The sequence below is a fragment of the Pseudarthrobacter sp. NPDC055928 genome (assembly GCF_042270935.1).
Taxonomy (GTDB): domain Bacteria; phylum Actinomycetota; class Actinomycetes; order Actinomycetales; family Micrococcaceae; genus Arthrobacter.
In genome coordinates this window covers 51117-72555 of record NZ_JBHJZH010000010.1, presented here as the reverse complement: position 1 = coordinate 72555, position 21439 = coordinate 51117, and the positions used below count along the sequence as shown (strand labels likewise).

The window sequence follows — 21439 nt, the reverse complement described above, 5'->3', positions numbered from 1 at the left end:
ACCACAGCGTCGTGGCATCGGGACAGCCCGGACCAGCATAGAGCTGCTGGCCGGTCAAGCCCGGGTCGGGGGCCTGCGTAACTGTTAGTTCAGCAGGTCGTGCTGACCTACAATTTCCAGTAACTAACACTTTGTTGTGCCCATCACTTCCGGCGCCGACGAGTGGGGCCAACGGTGTCCCTTCCATACGCACGATCAGGAGGAAGGACGTCTCCCATGAGCCAAACTCTTCACACTCCCAGCTGGTCCGAACCGGACCAGCCTGAGGCTGCCATGTCGCCGTTCAAGCGCTTTGCGGCCCTGCCGGAGGCCCGTGGCCTGTACAACCCGGAGCAGGAGAAGGACGCCTGCGGTCTTGCGATCATCGCCACCCTGCGCGGCGAGCCCGGCTACGATATCGTCGACGCCGCCCTGACCGCCCTGCGCAACCTCGAGCACCGCGGTGCAGTGGGCGCCGACGAGGGCACCGGTGACGGCGCGGGCCTGCTGATGCAGATCCCCGACGAGTTCTTCCGTGCCGTCACTGAATTCGAACTTCCCGCGCCCGGCCAGTACGTGGCCGGTACCGCCTTCCTGCCTGCTGAGCAGCGCGAAGCCGATGCCGCCAAGGCAGGCATCGAGGGCCTCGCCGCCGACGAAGGCCTGACTGTGCTGGGATGGCGTGAGGTCCCCATCGTCGCTGACCTCGTCGGTGCCATGGCGCGTGCCTGCATGCCCTACTTCTCGCAGCCCTTCCTGGCCTCGGCTACTGGCGAGGAGTTGGACCGCAACGAGCTGGATTCCCGCGCCTGGCGGATCCGCAAGCGCGCCCAGAACAAGTACGGCGTGTACTTCCCGTCGCTGTCTTCCCGGACCATCGTCTACAAGGGCATGCTCACCACCGCCCAGTTGGAGCCGTTCTACCCTGACCTCTCGGACAAGCGGTTCAAGACCAAGCTGGCGATCGTCCACTCACGCTTCTCCACCAACACGTTCCCGTCCTGGCCGCTTGCCCAGCCGTTCCGTACCATCGCCCACAACGGTGAAATCAACACCGTCAAGGGCAACCGGAACTGGATGCGCGCCCGCCAGTCCCAGCTCGCCAACCCGCTGTTGGGGGATTCGCCCGAAGAGCTGTACCCGATCTGCACTCCCGGTGCATCCGACTCCGCGTCCTTCGACGAAGTAGCCGAACTGCTGTGGCTCTCCGGCCGCCCCATCACGCACTCGATCATGATGATGATCCCCGAGGCCTGGGAAAACCACGCCACGATGGATCCGGCACGGCGTGCGTTCTACGAGTACCACTCCCTGCTCATGGAACCGTGGGACGGCCCGGCCGCCGTGTCCTTCACCGACGGTAACCTGGTAGGCGCCACCCTGGACCGCAACGGCCTGCGCCCGGGACGCTACTGGATCACCGAAGATGGCCTGATTGTCTTCGCCTCGGAGGTCGGCGTGATCGACGTCGAAGCCTCCAAGGTGGTCAAGAAGGGCCGTGTTTCGCCGGGCAAGATGTTCCTGGTGGACACCGACGCCGGCCGGATCATCGACGACGAAGAGGTCAAGGCAGAGGTGGCTGCGGCCAACCCCTGGGCCGAGTGGGTCAAGGACAACCTGATCGACCTCAACGACCTCCCCGAGCGCGAGCATGTGGTCCACACGGCCGCGTCGGTGAACATCCGCCAGCGGACCTTCGGCTACACCACTGAAGAGCTCAAGATCCTGCTCGGCCCGATGGCCCGTACTGGTGCCGAGCCCCTGGGCGCCATGGGCTCCGATACGCCAGTGGCTGTGCTGTCCAAGCGCCCCCGCCTGCTGTTCGACTACTTTGTGCAGTCCTTCGCGCAGGTGACCAACCCGCCACTGGATGCCATCCGTGAAGAGCTGGTCACGTCGCTGACGTGTGCCATCGGCCCGAACGGCAACCTGCTGGACACCAAGCAGGTCCGCCAGCCGCAGGTTTCCTTGCCGTTCCCGGTGATCAACAACGACCAGCTCGCCAAGATCGCCAACATCGAAACGCCCGACGGCGACCGCGTGGCCATGAAGGTCCGTGGCCTTTACCGCCCCGAGGGGGGCGAGAACGCCCTGCGTGCCCGGCTCACCGAGATCTGCGAGCAGGTGTCCGGTGCGATCAACCGCGGCGTGCAGTACGTTGTGCTGTCCGACCGCGACTCGAACGCGCAGTGGGCTCCGATTCCTTCGTTGCTGCTGGTCAGTGCCGTGCACCACCACCTGCTGCGCAGTGCCAACCGCACCAAGACCGCCCTGGTGGTCGAGGCCGGCGACGTCCGCGAGACACACCACGTGGCTGTCCTGATTGGTTACGGCGCGTCCGCCGTGAACCCGTACCTTGCCATGGAATCCGTGGAACAGCTGATCACCTCCGGGGATGTTGTTGGGGTCACGCCGCAGGACGGCGTCTACAACCTGATCAAGGGCCTCGGCAAGGGCGTCCTGAAGATCATGTCCAAGATGGGCATCTCCACCGTGGCCTCCTACACCGGCGCCCAAACGTTCGAAGCCCTGGGCCTCGGACAGGAACTGGTGGACGAATTCTTTGCCGGCACGCACTCCCAGCTGGGCGGCGTGGGCCTGGACGTCATCGCCGCAGAGGTTTCCGCGCGGCACCAGATGGCCTACCCCGAAGGCGGCATCGAGCTGCCGCACCGCCCACTCCTGGGCGGCGGCGAATACCAGTGGCGCCGCGATGGCGAGCCGCACCTGTTCAACCCGGAGACGGTCTTCCGCCTGCAGCACGCCACGCGTGAGCGCCGGTACGACATCTTCAAGGCCTACACCAAGGGCGTGGATGACCAGTCCGAGAACCTGATGACTCTTCGTGGGCTCCTCAAGTTCAAGAACGACCGTCCCGCCGTGCCGTTGGAAGAGGTCGAGCCGGTCTCCAGCATCGTCAAGCGGTTCTCCACTGGCGCCATGAGCTACGGGTCCATCTCCAAGGAAGCCCACGAGACCCTTGCGATTGCCATGAACCAGCTGGGCGGCAAGTCCAACACCGGTGAAGGCGGCGAGGACGTTGACCGTCTGCTGGACCCGAAGCGCCGCTCTGCCGTCAAGCAGATCGCATCAGGCCGGTTCGGGGTCACCAGCCTTTACCTGAGCAACGCCGACGACATCCAGATCAAGATGGCGCAGGGTGCCAAGCCCGGCGAAGGCGGCCAGCTGATGGCGCAGAAGGTGTACCCCTGGGTTGCCCGGACGCGCCACTCGACTCCCGGCGTCGGACTCATTTCCCCGCCTCCGCACCACGACATCTACTCCATTGAGGACCTCGCGCAGCTCATCTACGATGCGAAGCGCGCCAACCCCTCGGCCCGTGTGCACGTCAAGCTCGTCTCCGAAGTGGGGATCGGCACGGTAGCTGCCGGTGTCACCAAAGCCAAGGCCGACGTCGTACTCGTCTCAGGCCATGACGGCGGCACGGGTGCCTCCCCGCTGAACTCGCTGAAGCATGCGGGTGTGCCGTGGGAGCTGGGTCTCGCAGAGACCCAGCAGACCCTGATGCTCAATGGCCTGCGTGACCGCGTCGTGGTGCAGGTGGACGGCCAGCTCAAGACCGGCCGCGACGTTGTTATCGCCGCCCTGCTTGGTGGCGAGGAGTTCGGTTTCGCCACGGCACCGCTGGTGGTGGAAGGCTGCATCATGATGCGCGTCTGCCACCTGGACACCTGCCCTGTGGGTGTTGCGACGCAGAACCCCGAGCTCCGTGCCCGGTTCACCGGCAAGCCCGAGTTTGTGGTCAACTTCTTCGAGTTCCTGGCCGAGGAAGTCCGTGAAATCCTCGCGGAGCTTGGTTTCCGGAGCATCGAGGAGGCGATCGGCCACGCCGAGGTGCTGGACGCCCGTGAGGCGATCAACCACTGGAAGGCCGACGGCCTGGACCTGGACCCGATCCTGCACGGACTCGAGTTCGACGACGACGCACCCCTGCGCAACCTGACCTCGCAGAACCACGAGCTGGACAAGCACTTCGACCAGCGACTGATCACGATGGCCACCGAGGCGTTGACCGACCGCAGCCCGGTGAAGATCGCCGTGGACGTCATCAATACCGACCGCTCGGTGGGCACCATGCTGGGCCACGTTGTGACCAAGACGTTCAGCACCGACCTGCTGGCCACTGACACGATCGACATCACGCTGACCGGAACCGCGGGACAGTCGCTGGGCGCCTTCCTGCCCGCCGGCATCACGTTGCGCCTGTTCGGCGATTCGAACGACTACGTGGGCAAGGGCCTGTCCGGTGGACGGATCATCGTCCGCCCGGACCGCACCAACGTGTTCAAGGCCGAAAGCAACGTCATTGCCGGCAACGTGATCGGCTACGGCGCCACCAGCGGTGAGCTGTTCCTGCGCGGCCAGGTGGGCGAACGCTTCCTGGTCCGCAACTCCGGCGCCACCGCCGTCGTTGAAGGTATCGGCGACCACGGCTGCGAGTACATGACCGGCGGCCAGACGCTGATCATCGGCCGCACGGGCCGCAATTTCGGCGCCGGCATGTCCGGTGGCACGGCCTACGTGCTGGACCTGCAGACCACCCGCGTGAACAAGGATGCCCTGCAGTCCGGCGAACTCCAGCTCATGGAGCTCGACGCCGAGGACCGCGACATCGTCCACGGCCTGCTGGTCAAGCACGTCGAGGAGACGGAGTCGCTGCACGCCCAGAGGCTGCTCGAGAACTTCGACGACACCGCTGCCCGCATTACCAAAGTCTTGCCGCGCGACTACGCGGCAGTCCTGCAAACCCGTCTCGACGCCATCGAAGAGGGCCTTGACCCCGATGGCGAAGAAGTATGGTCTCGAATCCTGGAGGTGACCGGTGGCTGATCCACGCGGATTTCTGAAAGTACGCCAGCGTGAAACCCAGCCGCGACGCCCGGTTCCGGTCCGCATCATGGACTGGAAGGAAGTTTATGAGGCCCAGGAAAAGGGTGTCCTGAAGGCACAGGCCGGCCGTTGCATGGACTGCGGCGTTCCGTTCTGCCACCAGGGCTGCCCGCTGGGCAACCTGATTCCCGAGTGGAACGACCTCACGTGGCGGGATAAGGGCGAAGAAGCGATTGAGCGCCTCCACGCCACGAATAATTTCCCCGAGTGGACCGGCCGGCTCTGCCCGGCACCCTGTGAGGCGTCCTGCGTGCTGGGGATCAACCAGCCTGCGGTGACCATCAAGCAGGTTGAAGTGTCCATCATCGACGAAGCGTTCGAAAACGGCTGGGTCAACCCGCTGCCCCCGACGCGCCTGACGGGAAAGACCGTTGCCGTCGTCGGCTCCGGCCCAGCCGGCCTTGCTGTGGCACAGCAGCTGACCCGGGTGGGACACACTGTCGCGGTGTATGAGCGCGACGACAAGATTGGCGGGCTCCTCCGGTATGGCATTCCTGACTTCAAGATGGAGAAGGAGCAGGTTGACCGCCGCATCGAGCAGATGAAGGCAGAAGGCACCCGCTTCCGCACCGGCGTCGCCGTGGGCTCCGACGTCACGTGGGAGCAGCTTCGCCGCCGTTACGACGCCGTCGTCATTGCCACCGGTGCCACCGTGCCGCGGAACCTGCCCATCCCGGGCCGCGACCTCGACGGCGTGCACTACGCCATGGACTACCTCGTGCCGGCCAACCGCGTGGTGGCGGGGGAGACCATCGAGAACCAGATCCACGCCAAGGGCAAGCACGTGGTGATCCTGGGCGGCGGCGATACCGGTGCTGACTGCCTGGGCACGGCGCACCGGCATGGCGCAGCGTCGGTGACCACCCTCGCTATCGGCAAGCAGCCGCCGTCGGAACGTGCCGGACACCAGCCCTGGCCGACCTTCCCCACATTGTTCGAAATGGCCAGCGCCCATGAGGAAGGCGGCGAACGCACCTACCTCGCCTCCACCGTGGAGTTTGTGGGCGAAAACGGCAAGCTCACCGGCGTCAAGGTCGCCGAAACTGAATTCGTTGACGGGAAGCGGCTGCCCAAGGCCGGCACCGAACGGATCATCCCGGCCGACCTGGTGTTCCTGTCCCTGGGCTTCACCGGCGCCGAGCCGGCAGGAATCAGCGAGCAGGTCAACGCTGAATTCGACGGTCGCGGCAACGTGTCCCGCGACGGTTACTACATGACCAACACCGAGGGCATCTTCGTGGCCGGAGACGCCGGCCGTGGGCAGTCACTCATTGTGTGGGCCATCGCCGAGGGCCGGGCCTGTGCGGCCGCCGTGGACAAGTTCCTTATGGGCAGCACCATCCTGCCCGCTCCGGTGGCTCCGACGGACCGTGCCATCGCGGTTCTCTGACACCCGTTCCGTTCGCCACGGGTTCACCTCCGCAACAACTTAATCCATGCAGCAAACTACTAGGGTAGGTATATGAGACGCGCAAAAATTGTGGCCACCTTCGGCCCGGCCATCGCAAGCTACGAGAACACCCTTGCGGTACTCGAAGCCGGCGTTGACGTAGCCCGGATGAACATGAGCCACGGCGATTACTCCGTGCATGACAACACCTATGAGAACGTCCGCAAGGCAGCGGCCGACCTGAGCAAGCCGGTGGCTATCATGGCCGACCTGCAGGGTCCGAAGATCCGCCTCGGCCGCTTTGTGGACGGTCCCCACGCCCTCGCCGAGGGTGACACCTTCACTATCACCACTGAAGATGTTCCTGGCACGAAGGACATCTGCTCCACCACGCTGAAGAGCCTCACCGAAGACGTCAACGTGGGCGATGCCCTGCTGATCGACGACGGCAAGGTAGCGCTGCGCGCCATTGAGGTCGACGACGTCAAGGTCGTCGCCACCGTGACCGTGGGCGGTATGGTGTCCAACAACAAGGGCATCAACCTGCCCGGCGTCGCCGTCAACGTTCCGGCGTTGAGTGAGAAGGACGAGGACGACCTCCGCTGGGCCATGCGCCGCGGCGTCGACCTGGTTGCCCTCTCGTTCGTCCGCGACGCGTCCGACATTGTCCGCGTGCACGAGATCATGGACGAAGAGGGCCGCCGTGTGCCGGTCATCGCCAAGATCGAGAAGCCGCAGGCCGTGGACCAGCTCCACGAGATCATCGACGCGTTCGACGCGATCATGGTGGCCCGAGGCGACCTCGGCGTGGAGCTTCCGCTGGAGGAAGTGCCGATCGTTCAGAAGCGCGCTATTGAGCTGGCACGCCGCTGGGCCAAGCCGGTCATCGTGGCGACGCAGGTTCTCGAATCCATGATCGACAACCCGCGCCCCACCCGTGCAGAGGCCTCTGACTGCGCCAACGCCGTGCTCGACGGTGCAGACGCCGTTATGCTTTCCGGCGAGACCAGCGTGGGCAAGTACCCGATCGAAACCGTCAAGGTTATGGCCCGGATCATCGAATCCACCGAGGTCCACGGCCTTGAGCGCGTCCCCCCGCTGGGCACCAAGCCCAAGACCCGTGGCGGCGCCATCACCCGTGCCGCCGTCGAAATCGCCGACCAGCTGGAAGCGAAGTACATCTGTACTTTCACCCAGTCCGGCGATTCCGCACGCCGGCTGTCCCGCCTGCGTCCCATCAAGCCGGTCTTCGCGTTCACCCCGGTGGAGCACGTGTGGAACCAGCTGGCGCTGACCTGGGGCATCCAGCCGGTGCTGGTACCCATGGTGGGCCACACTGACGAGATGACCGCCCAGGTTGACCGCAGCCTGCTGGAAATGGAATTGGTGGACGACGGCGACCTCGTGGTCATCGCTGCCGGTTCCCCTCCCGGAAAGGCTGGCTCCACCAACTCGCTGAAGGTCCACAAGGTGGGCGACCTCGCCGACACCACTGGTCCGGGCGAGGCAGCCGGGAACAAGGAAAAGCTCGGCCCGTGGCCGGAAAAGAAGAAGAAGTCCTAGGCTTCTAGGTAGAACAAAAGGGGAGGATCCTCGCCGGCCGGCGGGGATCCTCCCTTTTTTCGTTGGCCCTCTTTGGCGGTGCGGCCAACGAAAGGACCCCTGCCGGTTGGCAGGGGTCCTTTTCTTGGCTAGGTGCTAGTTGACCTGGTTGATGATGGTCTCGGCAACCTCGCGCATGCTGAGACGGCGGTCCATGGAGGTCTTCTGGATCCAGCGGAAGGCTTCCGGTTCAGTGAGGCCCATTTTGGTGGTCAGCAGGCTCTTGGCGCGCTCTACGAGCTTGCGGGTGGCGAACTGCTCCTGGAGGTCAGAGACCTCACTTTCGAGGGCCTTGATCTCCTCGTGACGGGAGAGTGCGATCTCCAGTGCCGGGATGAGGTCCGCCGGGGTGAACGGCTTGACCACGTAAGCCATGGCGCCGGCGTCGCGGGCCCGCTCCACGAGTTCCTTCTGGCTGAACGCGGTCAGCAGCACAACAGGGGCGATGCGGGCCTTGACGATCTTCTCGGCTGCCGAGATGCCGTCCATCACCGGCATCTTGACGTCCATCAGGACGAGGTCCGGCTTCAGTTCCTCTGCGAGCTGTACGGCCTTCTCGCCGTTGTCCGCCTCGCCTACAACCTCATAGCCCTCACCGCGCAGGATCTCGATTATGTCGAGGCGGATGAGGGTTTCATCTTCAGCCACAATGACGCGGCGCGCCGGCTGGGACGTGGGGTTTGACTCCGTCTGTTCAGTCACGGGATCTCCTTGGAAAGGTACGGCGGGAACATCACTATCTTAGGTGCGCCCGCGGCCGTACTTTGATCTGCATGGTCGTTTGCGGCGTCGGCGGCGCGATTCTGGAATTCAGCCTATCTGCATGTAGAGTAATTCCGCGTACGTGAAGTGATCGCGTTGCTCACAATCAGCTGTGGGCGTACCCTGTTGCTTCATGTATTCCGCGCCCGAGTGGCGGAATTGGCAGACGCGCCGCACTCAAAATGCGGTATCGAAAGGTGTGTGGGTTCGAGTCCCACCTCGGGCACGGTGTTTCCGCAGGTCAAAGGCTTGTTGAGCGGTTGGGTGTGTACAAAACCGCCAAAAGTGTGTACACGAGCGTACCGTTTTGTCTGTGGCAAGCATCAGTACACGCACTAAAAAGGACGGTTCCAAGTCCTATATGGTGCGCTGGCGGGATCCGAAAACTCGGTCCAACCAGGGGCTCACCGTTGGCACCCTTATTGAAGCGGAGACGCTCAAGCGGTTGCTGGACGCCAACGGCCAGTCCTTCGAAATCGCGCAGCACGCCATCCTCACCAACGAGAAGCGTACACCGACCGTTGCCGAAGTCATCCAGGAGCACATCGACCTGCTGATCCGCCCATCCAGCGGAACCACCAAGACTTACCAGACCATGCTGGACCTGCATGTCCGGAACGTCATTGGCCACGTCCCCGTGGACAGGCTCGATTACCGTCTGATCGCCCACTGGGTGAAGTCGATGATGGCGAAGGGCAAGGCGCCGAAGACCATCCATAACGTGCACGGCCTCATTTCGGCCGCTATGAACACTGCAGAGATGCTTGGATACATTGCGAGGAACCCTTGCCGCGGGGTTCAGCTTCCCGGTATTGAAAAGGCCGAGGATGAGGCCATGTTCCTCACCCATGCGGAGTTCAGCCTCATCATGGAAGGAATGGGGGAGCGGTACAAGGCCTTCACCAACTTCCTGGTCATGACGGGTACCCGCTTCGGGGAGGCCACCGCCCTTACCGTGGCCGACGTCGACCTGCTCTCCAAACCGCCAACTGCACGGATCAACAAGGCCTGGAAACGGGACGGCCAGAACCAGTTCTACATTGGGGCGACGAAGACAGGTGCCGGCAAGCGAACCATAGGGTTGAACCCTGCGCTTGTGGAATTGCTGATCCCGTTGGTAGCGAGCAGGCCCGGGAAGGAACTTGTGTTCACGACGCCCAAGGGTGAGCGCATCATCCACAAGCTCTACTGGCACCACTACTGGGTGCCTGCCGTTCGCACCGCCCAGGCAATCGGCCTGACCAAAAACCCCCGCATCCACGACCTCCGCCACACCCACGCGTCCTGGCTGATCCAGGACGGGGTGCCCTTGTTCACCATTTCGCGCCGGCTCGGGCACGCCTCTACCAGGACTACAGAGCAGGTGTACGGGCACTTGATGCCCGAGGCCCTGCAGGCTGGTGCTGACGCGACTGAGCGGTCGATAACGGCCTTTCTCCGCTGACTACGTCTACAGTGCGTCGGCGTGGATGCACAGGGCGAGGCATTGCTCCATCAGGCCTTCGGTCATGTCGGGAAATCCTCCGGAGTGCATGAATCTGAGAAACCTGCACCATTCCTTGGGAGTTGCCGTGGACATCGAATTCTTTGAGCCCGCAGAAGCCGCGGCGCTGATGCGCTGCACAGAGTCCTGGTTGCGTGATGGCGCAACCAGTGGACGCTTCCCTCACGCTTGCTGGGGAAAGGGCAAGATCATCTTCACCTCGGAACACATCCTGGAAATCGCCAGGTTGAGTGAGATCCTCCCCGGCAGCACTGGTTCCTCGCTCTCCGGCACAGGGCCTGTGACGAAGGAAAGGCTCATCGGGACTCGGACCAAAGTCAGACTGGCTACGGCGCGTTGAGTAAGCGTGACGTTTCCCGTGAGGGCGATGGTTCGAACAGTTGAGGCAACCAGTGCACCCGTAGCGGACTCCTCAGAGTACTAATGGCGCGGACGTGTGGCAGGCACCACGGACCCGGTTACCTGCGGCAGGTGGTGGTCAAAGCTAGCGTTGAACAACGACCTGTAACCAGAAGGACCATGAAGACCATCTGTTCTCCCGCCAAAGCCCTGACCGCGATGACCGCGATGATGCTGGCTGGGTCATTAGCAGGTTGTGACGCCGCATCTAACGCTTCCGAACTCATCAAGGCTGCTCCAGACGTCGCCGCCGACGCGCCGGCCCCTGCCGGTGACGCCGCCAAGGCCCTTGTACAGCTGGAGAGCGTTCCGGTGAAGGGTCGCGCCCCGAAGACCGGCTACACCCGGGATGAGTTTGGACCGGCTTGGGCCGATACGGACCGCAACGGCTGCGATACCCGCAACGACATCCTTGCCCGCGACCGGACGAACGAAACGTTCAAGCAAGGCACCAATATCTGCGTGGTCATGACAGGAACCTTGGCCGATAGGTACACCGGCACCACAATTACCTTCACGCGCGGCCAGGACACCAGCTCCGATGTCCAGATCGACCACATCGTGGCCCTCAGTGACGCCTGGCAGAAGGGTGCGCAGCAGCTCAGCGACGATCAACGCAAGGATCTCGCCAACGACCCTCTGAACCTCATGGCTGCCGACGGCCTCACCAACGGCGCTAAAGGCGACAAAGATGCCGCTACATGGCTCCCGCCGAATAAAGCGTTCCGGTGCGAGTACGTCACCCGTCAAACTGCCGTCAAGACCAAATACCGGCTCTGGGTTACGCAAGCCGAGCACGACGCCATCGCCGGCCTTCTTGAAGGCTGCAAATAAGTGCCATCGACGGGGACGTAGCCTTTAGGCGGGGCGCCGATAGCAGTGGTACAAACATTTGATGGCGCTGAAGCGACACGTACAGAAAAGCGTGTACGTGGAGGACGTGGCCGGCTTGTTCAGTCAACGAAACATCTGGGTGTCGAGGTGTACCCGCCAAGGACAAGGCCTCTTCGATCCTGCGCCAGAAGTCTGAACCCGCACAGCACATGGAATAACGCCATCGGTCACCGGGGACCGTGACCGAAAACACCGTGTCACCGGTTTCGGAGATGTGATGGCAAACAATGTGTGGCGTCGCTTGTAAGGAAGGAGATGAGCATGTTTGTCGCGAGGGCTTTTAGTCCTAGTGCTGCGGTCCCTGGACTGAGACGGGCTGGCTCCTTCGTCTGCGGTAGGTGCTATCGGTCGCCGACTGGGTCTTGGCAAGTTGGCCGCCGCATCAGCCCCGTGAAGTGCTTCAAATTTTGCGGCCGACGCCTGCCACTCAGCCTGTTCACAAGCGAGGTTCGCGGCCGTGTTGGATGGACGAGCATGAATAACCGCCATGATGTAATCAACTCCGACAGAGGGAGGAAGTTATGGCGCTCAAAGGCCACGGATTCGAAGTAGTGGGAATAAGTCTCTTCGGGCCGCAGCCCTTGGACTCGGTTCACTTGGACCTCCATGACAAACTAACGGTCCTCTATGGACTGAACGGCAGCGGCAAGACCTCCATTCTTCGTGAGGCAGAAGCTGTCCTCCAAGGCATCGGTCCCACGGAAGTTGGTGGCGCTGCCTCCAGGCGGTCATGCCTACACGTCCGACTCACCCGATTGGACGAGCGCGGTCGCGGCCTTGCTATGTCTCCTTTCGAACGTGCCCTTCTCGATTCTGTCGGCGGGTCGGAATTCGATCCCGGGCGACTGTCCGAAAATTGGGATCGCCGCGAAGCATGGCACATGCTGACGAATGACTTTCTGGGTCAATCGTCCGACTTGCACTCTGACTGGATATGGGACGTACCCCTCCTGGCCCAGCAGACGAGCATTGATCTTTCTCTGGTTCCAAGTGGCACTCTTGCAAGCCCGGCATGGCAGACCTACTTGAGTGCACAGTTGAGCGCGGAACAATGGGCATCGCTGCGTGTGTACAACGAAAAATTTCGAGATGCAATGAGTGCCATGCTGGCGGATCCTGACGTCAAGCATCTAGATCAGATGAGAGGCTTGCGCTCTCCGCTGATCGATTTCGAGGAAACCTTTTGGAACCGCCCCGTCGAAGATGAAGGCCAACTGGAGAGAGACTACCTGTCTCACTGGCCACAGCACTTTTCAATACCGGTGGCGCCGCTTGGCGAGGTGCTAGATGCGCCTGTTCACGTCATTTCTGACAGAGGAACCATTGCCAGCGTCACTGACACCACCAATCGCAAGCTGGTCCAGCTTGCTGAGCAGCACGGCGAGTTGATCGAGATAGCGGACGCTACGACAACAGTTATGAACCCAAGCTTTACGGCGGGTGTGGCGCAACTTGAAAGAGACGCGAACCTGTTTTTGGAGATGACCGGGCCGCACTTCTTTACCTTGGCCCTGGAGCTGAAGTCGCCTAGTGAGTGGTTTGTCGGGGAGGTGCCGGAGTGGACAGCAACGGTGGAGGGCCGAGGCATCTCGATTGGCCGATTGTCGAGCGCTGAACTGCGCTGGGCCCTGGCATCCTTGCAGTGGGCACTGTCCGGGCTTGACGAAAGTCGACCGCAGATCCTCATTATTGATGAGCCGGAGCGGGGGCTTCATCGGATGCGAGAGCGAGAACTTCCTCATATGCTCAACGCCCTTCGTAACAATTCGACGACACTGATGGTTTTAGCAGCCTCGCACGCGCCGGCATTCCTGGACGTGAGAGTGGACGCAGCCCTTCATCATGTGTCTCGCTTACGCGGCTATCCGACCGTTCTTCGCAACGTTGATTTGGGGACAACGTCTCTAACTTCTGAGACCGCTACTAACCTTGGTCTTACCCCCAGCGACCTGCTCCAGTTGACTCGCGTTTTTGTATTGGTGGAAGGTGTGCACGACGAGATCGTGCTCAGCAGACTGATTGGCGAAGACCTTCGTAGGGCAGGTGGTCGAATTTTGCCCATCAATGGGGCAGCCCACGCCCGATCGATCGCCGATGCACGGATCCTGTTCGATGCCACTGATGCCACTGTTGTTTTCGTCATCGATAACGTCAATGGCCCCAAGGCCCTGGAGATTTGGGACAGCGCCACGGGGCTTTATCTCGAGGGAAGGCACAAGCAAGCAAGGGCAGCACTGGCTGAGCTGCTGAGTCAAGGCTCTGGAGGAGAGCTGGTCTGGCTTCACGCGCTGGGGGAGAGAGCCATTGATGCCCGGGTCTTGCACCGAATTCACCCCATTGGCCTATCCAAGCGTGACATACTCTGCTATTTGCCCCCTTCTTGCTTTCTTTCTGGTGAAGCGACGTGGACTCAGCTCGAGGCTGACTTCGATAAGGCTCGTGCCGCGGGCGTTACAAAGGATGACTTCAAGTCATGGTTGCGTAAGGCTCGAGGCGGATCGTTCAGTCGTGAGGACGTCCATAGGGCGGCGGAGGCAGCGGATGAGATACCCGCTGAGTTCGTGGATCTGGCGTTAAAGGTCCAGGAACTGGCCTTGATTGGGGCGCGCGACAAGCTATGGGACCCGAAAACAGGCGACTAGCGAAATATTGCGGCTAACGCCCGGGGTTTGGCCGTATGCGCGCTGCCCCAGCATTGGTTACCGCGTAAGGTGCCACACGGCTGTGCCACGTGTAGTAGTCGGCGGTGACGTGAGCGCAGGATTAGCCGTGCCGCCACCACCACTCCGGGCGCGCCGGGAAGCCACCGGAGGTTGCATCGCGGCGCGCCCCGAATTGAGTCTTCACGAGGCCCGCATAGACTGACTTGGCGTCGAACCATGGGTCCAAAAACCGGAGCTGACGCTGACAATACGAATTTAGAGGAACGGAACACCTTGACGCTCTCGACGACCGAGCCTGGACACCTCATCCGCAACGGTGACGGCACCGTTGCCGGGGCTTGGGGAGGGTTCAACCCGGGCAAGATGGATGAGTGGGCGCCGGTCTTGCCTACAGTCGAGGAAGCCGCCCAGGCTGACTAGCCTTCCGCCAGCACACCGAAGACCCGCCACCAGACCTGAATCCCGTGACGGGTCTTCTTTCGCGCACCCGTGCCGGCCGGCAGTAGTGCTCAATAAGTTCTCGATGGGCCAGCCCTCACGCTATCCAGCGTGGAAGCTTCCGAGACCCGCTCCACTGTACAAGGAGTCGTCAGAAAGCCTGGCTCAGCGGCCACCCCTCAATAGCGCTTCCCTAGCCGCGGTGAAGATCGGTTCTGACACCAGTCGCACTCCTCCTTCGGGGTCCCGTGAATGCGGCACCGCGTGCGAGTAGCGGGCGCGGCGGCCACACGCTTTGGGACAATCGGGGCTGGCGGCTGGGACACAGGCTTTGGGACGACCGGAGCCGCCGGCGGGGATGCTACAGCCGGGCTACCAAGGACCGACCACTTCTCGGATCGTATGCACGAGATGAAGAACTGCCCCATCGTGCTGTCGCAGGATGGGCAGACGAACGCGCTGTAGAGCCTGCCGCTGGCCTTGGTGCGGCGCTTTTCGATGACTGCTTTCGGGACGTCAGGCCTGGCAGCGCTGATCCAGGCGTCGACCGCACGGTGAACCTCGGGGTGGTTTTCGAACCGCTTCTGGTCGACCTCGGACTTGACCTGCAGCCTGGGCATCCCGCCGCCCCAGGCCCAAGTGCGCGCGTCCCAGACCAGCATTGGTTCTTCACAGTCCCAGCAGCATGTGATGCTGCCCCAGACGTATGTGTCTGAATGGGTCCGTACAGTGTGTTGACCGAAGGCCGAGTCAGGCGCGGCGGAGAGGTCGTTCATCGCCTCGATCGCCTGCTTGATCGCTTCCTGCTTCCTGCGCTCAGCCTCTGCTGCAGCGGCCACCGCCTCTGCCGCCGCTCTTTGGGCCTCTGCCTGGGCACGCGGGCTGCCGTGGATCCAGGACGGGCCCTTCTGGAGCAAGGCCTCGACGAAGGCGCCTACACTGTCGCCGGCCATGCCGAAGTTTTGGACGGCTGGCAGGGCGAGCAGCTCGGATGGGTCATCCGGCACCTCAGCCGTTTTACCAAAGCCCGTAACTACAACGGGGACCTTTGTCTCGTGGTACTCCAGTTGCCGGGGGATGAGCCAAATGGGGAACGCTCCGCTGTCGAAGTAGAGCTGGGATCTCGCGAAGTATTTCTCGGGTGTCTGGGATGACAGCTGCACTTCGAATGCGACCCGCCTAGTGAAGTCATCGGACTCTGCCAAGACGTCGATGATCCACTCCCGGGACGGGTGAGGGTGCTCGACGATCGCGTGCCAGCCTGGCACCCGGTCGATGCAAAGCTTCAAAGCTTCCTTCATGGCCAGGTGCTGAGGTGATTCCCCGCCGTGGTCGACCCTGCAGCCGGCCTTTTTATAGTGCGCGAAGTAGCGGGTGACCGGTCCTCGGGTCTTGGCTATAGCACGGACATTGCAGACCGGCATGACCATACGCTTGCGGTCCTCGGATTTCTGAAGCTCCGCCCAGGTCTCAGCGGTGTACGTTGAAGCGTCGGCTCGGCTCCCGTCGAGCATGGCGGTCAGCAGCATGGTCCCCCGTTTCACCCGCCAGCAGCAGCTGGCCCTGCAGGTGATTTCACCACACGCCCCCACCTGTACGGCAACAGACAGTATAGGTGACTCTCCGAAACGCCAACGCTTTCTGCTGGGCCGGCGGTGCTCATGCTGCCGTCCCGATCCACCGCGATGGCATATGGCGGCAGCAGTGAACGTGGGCGGACGCACAGTGTGTTCGGCGTTAGGGGTTTTTGACTCGGACCTTTGCCCCTTCCCGAATCCTCACGAATACGCCACGACGAACAGAGGACACTTGCGCCCAACTGCTGTAGAACTAACTAATGGAGCAGCCAGACAGACCATTAGTCACACACCTACCGCGGGTGGCGGTTCTGGTTGACTGCGACAACGTCAGCTACCGTCGTGGGCATGCCATCCTCGCTGAAGCGCAAACGCACGGGGTGCTTGGGGTAAAGCGGGGGTACGGGGACTGGGGTAGCCCAAACTTGGGTGGCTGGCGGCAGCGGCTAACTGACCTTGCGCTGCAGCCCATACTGCAGATCGCCTATGTGCCGGGCAAGGGCGCGACGGACACGGCGCTGATCATCGACGCCATGGATTTGTTGTACTCCGGGACAGTTGATACTTTCTGCCTCGTCGCGTCAGACAGCGACTACACGCGTCTAGCTATCAGGCTCCGCGAGGCTGGCAAGCGCGTGATTGGTATTGGTGAGAAGAAGACACCATCGGCTTTCAGTAACGCTTGTGACCGCTTCACGTTTTTGGAGCTCCTCGAGGACGAACCGATCTCGGCCCTCGACGAGGAGGAATCGATAGAGGCCGGAACCTTCCAGCCGCTTCCAGTCGGTGACGAGTCGTCCGCGCAAGGTCCCGGAGCCTCCGAGGCTGGCGACTTGCCCGATCTTCACGCGATGCTTCGGGCGGCAGTCACCAGCAAAGTCGAGGATGACGGGTGGTCCCTGCTGTCCAACGTCGGATGGTTTCTGGTCGCTAACTACCCGGCCTTCGACTCACGAAACTACGGCTTTCCACGGCTTGGGCAGCTCGTCAGGTCGTTAAATTACCTGGACATCCAGGAAGAACCAAGGGCGAATGGCAGCTCTCGACTGAAAGTGCGTCTGCGTTAATGAGCCGCAGCACGAAGATCCCTTCCGGTGCAGAACGCCCGCACCCAAGGTAGGGCTTGTCGAAGCAGCATGCGTGTCGGCCGGCTAGATCCCGGCGGCCCTTGTCTCCTTCGGTGAGAGCCAATTTCACTTGCTCAGGACGACCGCCGGCCGGTGGCGGTCCCGGCCAGAGACTAATGCCGAGCCGGAGTTTCTGCCTTTCGACGCTCGGCCTCCGTCGTTATGGACCGGTAGATCGTGGCCTCGCTGACGCCCACAGCCCTTGCCACCTCTTAAACCGTCATCTGTCTGGAATCGTACAGTTCCTGAGCCCTCTGCGTGGCCTTGGGGGATAGGGCCTTGGGCCGACCGCCCTTCCGTCCGCGGGCCCGCCCGGCTAGGGCACTGCGGGTCCGCTCCGATACCTGGCTCAGCTCGAACTGCGCCAGCGCACTAAGCAAATGCAGTGTGAGCGTGCCTTGGGGCGTTGATGTGTCGATCGCCTGCTCAAGTACTCGCAGAGTCACGCCCTTTTCCTGCAGGGACTCGGCTACTTCAAGCAGGTGTTTGATGCTCCGCCCCATTCGGTCCAGGCGGGTGATGGCCAAGGTATCGCCCGGCCGGAGTGCCTTTCTACACGCGTCCCACTCGGGCCGTGATGCGGCCGACCCAGTCATGACGTCCGCGTAGATGACCTCGCAGCCGGCGGCACGCAGATGGGCTTCCTGCGCCTGCAGCGACTGACTCGCCGTGCTGACTCTCGCGTAGCCTATGGTCACCATTCGTGCCTGCCCCTCACATTGGATCTCGACGTGCGTCTCGCAAAACACAACCCCAAGTGAGGGATAGATTCTGCCACAGTTCTGAGAGTACTTGGGGGGTCTGACAGGGGGACTGGAAGGGGCTCGCGGAAAGGATCGTGATTGTGAGAGTTCCTAGATGCACAAGGGAGCGGGAACCAGCGAATACCCATTGTCCACTTCCTGTGCAATGGGTTACCGTAAGAACGTAGCAATCAGAAAGAATCGAAGAGGTGGAGGAATTATGTCTACTAAATGGGTTTTGCTTCCGGTGCCGGAAGAGGACTACGCGGAGCTGAAGCAAATAGTCGAGCACCGACAGCATCAGCGAGGTGAGGTGTCCCACCCCTCACTGGAGGAACTGCGCAGGGACGAACTGGTAGTCGACACGATCAAGCGCGCCGCCTTTGGCAAACACAAGGTTTGGCCGGTCTCTGCGCTCGAACGCTTGGCCAAGGAGTCGACCCTCACCACGCAGCGTTTCGCAAGGGCTATGGACCTGTGCGCGCAGACTCCGGGTAAGGTGTTCTCGACCGAGGACATGTCAGCAAGATTGGGCATCTCAGTAAATGAATGGCGCGACGCGTGCCGCAAACTCGGCGTCCACCTCGAGAAGCACTATCCGGAGGTGCCGCTGGTGGAGCATGGGCGCTGGGCCGGGAAGCCCATGGGGCCGCTAATGGCTATCTCCGGCCGTCACCTGAAGAAGCGGGACCAGCTGTACGTCGGTATCACGGCAGAACAGGCTGAGCGCTGGAACAGCCTCCGCTAGGCCCCTGATTCCGATTAGCGCACGCGGCTGGCTTCCCTTTTTGGTCGGACAGACCCACCGACAACGCAGCAGGTATAAGCCCCTTCCTGTTCGTCATCAATCAACTTCAGCACGAGCTCTTTGATGCGGGTCACATTGTGGTTGTACTCCTGCCCCTCGCCATACGGATCGTGATTTTGAGAGAAACCCGGGAGCTGGAAAAAGTCTCAATGCGGGTGTCCGGCGGGGCCTAATAAAGTGCCCGCGTACTCGGGTCGCAGACTGTCGCCCGGGGGAGGCGCTCGTACCATATTGCGCGACGTCAAAACGATGGGGGCAAGATGTTCAATCATGACGCGGACTATCCGATTGGAGAAGGATCAGGAGTCTAAGCCCCAAAGATGTATCGCTGCGAAATCCCTCTTTGCTCGCCAAAAAACCATGCGATCCTTGGCATCATCCCCAAAAAAACTTGCAGTTAGGCTGCCTCGCGACAGGTTACGTCTTAGCAGTTCCGGCATTTACCTTGCTGGGTATTCCCACTCCCAACCACTAGAAACCATTCCTGCCCCGTCGTAGGCAATGGTGCCGGTTGGCGTAGTGACTTCAAGGATCACGATGCCTGAGGCCTTCTCGCCTTTGCCTAAACTGCTTGGAAGCAATCGAGTAGTGTCTGCCACGCAGTTTTGGCTGGCGATTGTGTCTACCTGGTTCATCCTGGTGCCTGTCGGCGTATAACCCTTCCAGTGGTACGCGGAAAAGCTTGTCATCTCCGGGACGCCGTTGACGCTGACAGCGCCTTTGAAGTCAGCGGTCGTTTCCACGTCCAGCGCAACAGCTAGGGCAATGCCGACAGGCTGCTGTGCGTACGGGGCGTCACAAGTGATTGGTTCAATGGATGTGACTTTGAACCTGAGGGTGGAGGAGTCGATTGTGCTGCCACCGGCCGCGGCTACTTCACCAATTTTCTTAGGAAGATTGCCCCTGGCATTTCTAGCTGGACCCGTCGAGGTCGGGGATGGGGTGGAACTCGGGGAAGGGCCCGCAGTACTTGCCGTTTGAGAATTTGTTGTTGTACTGCCGGCTTCGGAGGAGGCGGGTGCGCCGCAAGCGGCGAGCAAAAGCCCCGAAGCCATCAGGAGCATAGTACCGAGTTTGAAATTCACTAATCCCCCATAAGGTCGGGCAAACAATGTCTTTAGAATATGGCCCATTTGGATGTACATGGGTAGCCGGAGAAATATGACTCTTCGCCCTGTTGCTCCGCTTTCCTACTCAGAGTTCCGTCAGGACAGCACCCCTCCGCCAACGAAGGTGCTGCTCGCCATGTTTTGGCCGCGCTTTGCGGCTTCAATCCAACCCATGAGCCGTTCAGGAACCTCGTCCGCTGGTTCCAGGCTAAGAATGGTCTGACCAGATGTCCCTGATGTCAGTGTTGCTGCGCCTCGCGAGTGTGCTGCTTGGTTAGGATCTTCGGATGGCTAAACGCACTGTGATTGAACTGATTGATGACCTCGATGGATCCGAGGCGACCGAAACTGTCCGTTTTGCACTGGACGGCACCGAATACGAGATTGACCTCATAGAGCAGAACGCAGAAGCGCTCCGGGGCGAACCAAATCGCTTCCTGGAAGCAGCCCGCAAGGAGAATGCCCGCAAGGGCTCAGTTCGCCGCCTCGCGCCGGCGGCAGACACCAAGGCAGTCCGGGCTTGGGCGGGTGCAAACGGTATCGAACTGAATCCCCGCGGCCGCATCAGAGAGGACGTCATGCAGCAATATCTGGCTTCCCTGAGCTAGGGCCCCCTATTTGAGCTACTCCTGGAGCCTCTCCCGTAACAATGGCTGCTGGAGTCCATCAGCGACGACTGAGTAGCCTGACGGCATGAGAGAAGACGTGCCGGGCAACCCGCTGGGAACGTGCTATGGCTGGACCCGTACACGGAGACCACCTACCTGGAGAGCCTGGCCGAGATCTGCCTGATCGAGCTGCTCGTCCGCGAGGACGTCTCAACACCTCGCCCGAAAAGCCCCGGCTGGACACCTCGTCCAACCGGGGTCTTCTTATACCCCGGCGACTGCCCCAGCGCAAGGTGGCGAGCTACCTGCGTCGGCCGCCATAACGCGGGGGAATTTTGGGGTGGCTGTCCCCCTATGCAAGGGTGTCCTCCGGAAATAGCCTTTCCCCACCATGTTCGGGCTGGGCGGAGCCTACAAGATGATTATTGAGGAGACGCAATGGGCCTGTTTGGGAAGAAGAAAGAGCAACTCCCGCCGGAGGTAGAAAGGCAGGATTTCGCCGACGCTATCTCGGGGGCTCCTAGCGATGAGATGAAGTACCTGAATTATGGCCGGGATGAACTGGCCTACCTCGAAGACTACTTTGGGGAGAATATCCCTAATGACGAAACGGTCCTCGCTATCGCCTCAAGCTGCTACCCGACTGCCCGCGTTTCCTTCGGAATTATCGCAACTACCTCGAAGCGGATTATTGCGGCGATCGGCAGTGAGCATAAGAATGGGCAGCTTGTCGGGAACCCCAGGCTGTACGAGTTCCCGATTGCTCACGTGTCCGTCGAGACACAGCCCTGGGGCACGGGGGGATATTTGGCTACCTTCGAGGTAACACGCCAGAGTCCAATCCAGCTGCAGGTGGCCAATGACATGGGGTGGGGGCGCCGCTTCTTTGACACCGTGAATCGGCAGATAACGGCGACCCTATAGG

Annotated in this window: 16 protein-coding genes and 1 tRNA gene; 13 read left to right on the top strand and 4 right to left on the bottom strand. The window is 61.6% G+C overall.

Features of this window, described 5'->3' with window-relative positions:
- Positions 1 to 216 precede the first annotated feature (216 nt).
- The 3 genes from gltB (at position 217) to pyk (ending at position 7843) form a co-directional block, all read left to right on the top strand.
- Positions 217 to 4830 carry a glutamate synthase large subunit gene (gltB, locus tag ACFC25_RS13595; RefSeq protein WP_337349202.1) on the top strand — a complete coding sequence of 1538 codons (4614 nt, stop codon included), beginning with the start codon at positions 217 to 219 and terminating at the stop codon, positions 4828 to 4830.
- Positions 4823 to 6280, top strand: a complete 1458-nt coding sequence (locus tag ACFC25_RS13590) for a glutamate synthase subunit beta (protein ID WP_337349201.1) — start codon at positions 4823 to 4825, stop codon at positions 6278 to 6280. The genes gltB and ACFC25_RS13590 overlap by 8 nt, the downstream gene beginning before the upstream one ends.
- A gap of 72 nt (positions 6281 to 6352) precedes the next feature.
- Entirely contained in the window at positions 6353 to 7843 is a 1491-nt protein-coding gene (gene pyk / locus ACFC25_RS13585; RefSeq protein WP_376045950.1) for a pyruvate kinase, read from the top strand.
- Between the two features lie 135 nt (positions 7844 to 7978).
- Here pyk and ACFC25_RS13580 read toward each other — a convergent pair whose 3' ends face one another.
- Positions 7979 to 8584 carry an ANTAR domain-containing response regulator gene (locus tag ACFC25_RS13580; protein WP_066285573.1) on the bottom strand — a complete coding sequence of 202 codons (606 nt, stop codon included), beginning with the start codon at positions 8582 to 8584 and terminating at the stop codon, positions 7979 to 7981.
- A 204-nt stretch (positions 8585 to 8788) separates the two neighbouring features.
- On the opposite strand from ACFC25_RS13580, the gene ACFC25_RS13575 reads away from it, so the two are divergent.
- The 6 genes from ACFC25_RS13575 to ACFC25_RS13550 all read left to right on the top strand — a co-directional run bounded on the left by ACFC25_RS13575 (position 8789) and on the right by ACFC25_RS13550 (position 14524).
- Positions 8789 to 8870 (top strand) — tRNA-Leu (locus ACFC25_RS13575).
- 87 nt (positions 8871 to 8957) lie between these two features.
- The gene (locus ACFC25_RS13570) at positions 8958 to 10088 is read left to right on the top strand and encodes a tyrosine-type recombinase/integrase (protein ID WP_376045947.1); all 1131 of its coding nucleotides are present in this window, start codon (positions 8958 to 8960) and stop codon (positions 10086 to 10088) included.
- 88 nt (positions 10089 to 10176) lie between these two features.
- Positions 10177 to 10488, top strand: a complete 312-nt coding sequence (locus tag ACFC25_RS13565; protein WP_376045945.1) for a hypothetical protein — start codon at positions 10177 to 10179, stop codon at positions 10486 to 10488.
- 179 nt (positions 10489 to 10667) lie between these two features.
- On the top strand, positions 10668 to 11381 hold the full coding sequence (locus ACFC25_RS13560; RefSeq protein WP_376045943.1) for an HNH endonuclease family protein: 714 nt from the start codon (positions 10668 to 10670) through the stop codon (positions 11379 to 11381).
- 815 nt (positions 11382 to 12196) lie between these two features.
- Positions 12197 to 14083: an ATP-dependent endonuclease gene (locus ACFC25_RS13555; protein ID WP_376045940.1), complete on the top strand. Its 1887-nt coding sequence runs from the start codon at positions 12197 to 12199 to the stop codon at positions 14081 to 14083.
- A 294-nt stretch (positions 14084 to 14377) separates the two neighbouring features.
- On the top strand, positions 14378 to 14524 hold the full coding sequence (locus tag ACFC25_RS13550; RefSeq protein WP_376045937.1) for a hypothetical protein: 147 nt from the start codon (positions 14378 to 14380) through the stop codon (positions 14522 to 14524).
- A gap of 197 nt (positions 14525 to 14721) precedes the next feature.
- Here the strand turns inward: ACFC25_RS13550 and ACFC25_RS13545 are convergent, their stop codons facing one another.
- Complete coding sequence (locus ACFC25_RS13545) at positions 14722 to 16071, bottom strand: competence protein CoiA (RefSeq protein ID WP_376045934.1); 1350 nt, start codon at positions 16069 to 16071, stop codon at positions 14722 to 14724.
- A 350-nt stretch (positions 16072 to 16421) separates the two neighbouring features.
- Between ACFC25_RS13545 and ACFC25_RS13540 the strand changes: the two genes are divergently transcribed.
- A complete protein-coding gene (locus tag ACFC25_RS13540) occupies positions 16422 to 17186 on the top strand; it encodes an NYN domain-containing protein (RefSeq protein WP_376045931.1) in 765 nt (254 codons plus the stop codon).
- A 272-nt stretch (positions 17187 to 17458) separates the two neighbouring features.
- Here the strand turns inward: ACFC25_RS13540 and ACFC25_RS13535 are convergent, their stop codons facing one another.
- A complete protein-coding gene (locus ACFC25_RS13535) occupies positions 17459 to 17944 on the bottom strand; it encodes a recombinase family protein (protein ID WP_376045929.1) in 486 nt (161 codons plus the stop codon).
- Between the two features lie 265 nt (positions 17945 to 18209).
- Between ACFC25_RS13535 and ACFC25_RS13530 the strand changes: the two genes are divergently transcribed.
- On the top strand, positions 18210 to 18737 hold the full coding sequence (locus ACFC25_RS13530; RefSeq protein WP_376045926.1) for a hypothetical protein: 528 nt from the start codon (positions 18210 to 18212) through the stop codon (positions 18735 to 18737).
- A gap of 500 nt (positions 18738 to 19237) precedes the next feature.
- Here the strand turns inward: ACFC25_RS13530 and ACFC25_RS13525 are convergent, their stop codons facing one another.
- The gene (locus ACFC25_RS13525; RefSeq protein ID WP_376045923.1) at positions 19238 to 19942 is read right to left on the bottom strand and encodes a hypothetical protein; all 705 of its coding nucleotides are present in this window, start codon (positions 19940 to 19942) and stop codon (positions 19238 to 19240) included.
- Positions 19943 to 20193: 251 nt separating this feature from the next.
- Between ACFC25_RS13525 and ACFC25_RS13520 the strand changes: the two genes are divergently transcribed.
- Both ACFC25_RS13520 and ACFC25_RS13515 read left to right on the top strand, forming a co-directional pair.
- Positions 20194 to 20514, top strand: a complete 321-nt coding sequence (locus ACFC25_RS13520; RefSeq protein ID WP_376045920.1) for an Lsr2 family protein — start codon at positions 20194 to 20196, stop codon at positions 20512 to 20514.
- 438 nt (positions 20515 to 20952) lie between these two features.
- Positions 20953 to 21438 carry a hypothetical protein gene (locus ACFC25_RS13515; RefSeq protein WP_376045918.1) on the top strand — a complete coding sequence of 162 codons (486 nt, stop codon included), beginning with the start codon at positions 20953 to 20955 and terminating at the stop codon, positions 21436 to 21438.
- The last annotated feature ends 1 nt before the right edge of the window (position 21439 follow it).

Bases quoted from the DNA above. Each gene is read 5' to 3' on its own strand.
- gltB (WP_337349202.1), top strand. From the start codon at position 217: ATGAGCCAAACTCTTCACACTCCCAGCTGGTCCGAACCGGACCAGCCT.
- pyk (WP_376045950.1), top strand. From the start codon at position 6,353: ATGAGACGCGCAAAAATTGTGGCCACCTTCGGCCCGGCCATCGCAAGC.
- ACFC25_RS13565 (WP_376045945.1), top strand. From the start codon at position 10,177: ATGAATCTGAGAAACCTGCACCATTCCTTGGGAGTTGCCGTGGACATC.
- ACFC25_RS13560 (WP_376045943.1), top strand. From the start codon at position 10,668: ATGAAGACCATCTGTTCTCCCGCCAAAGCCCTGACCGCGATGACCGCG.
- ACFC25_RS13545 (WP_376045934.1), bottom strand. From the start codon at position 16,071: ATGCTGCTGACCGCCATGCTCGACGGGAGCCGAGCCGACGCTTCAACG.
- ACFC25_RS13530 (WP_376045926.1), top strand. From the start codon at position 18,210: ATGTCTACTAAATGGGTTTTGCTTCCGGTGCCGGAAGAGGACTACGCG.
- ACFC25_RS13525 (WP_376045923.1), bottom strand. From the start codon at position 19,942: ATGTACATCCAAATGGGCCATATTCTAAAGACATTGTTTGCCCGACCT.
- ACFC25_RS13520 (WP_376045920.1), top strand. From the start codon at position 20,194: ATGGCTAAACGCACTGTGATTGAACTGATTGATGACCTCGATGGATCC.
- ACFC25_RS13515 (WP_376045918.1), top strand. From the start codon at position 20,953: ATGGGCCTGTTTGGGAAGAAGAAAGAGCAACTCCCGCCGGAGGTAGAA.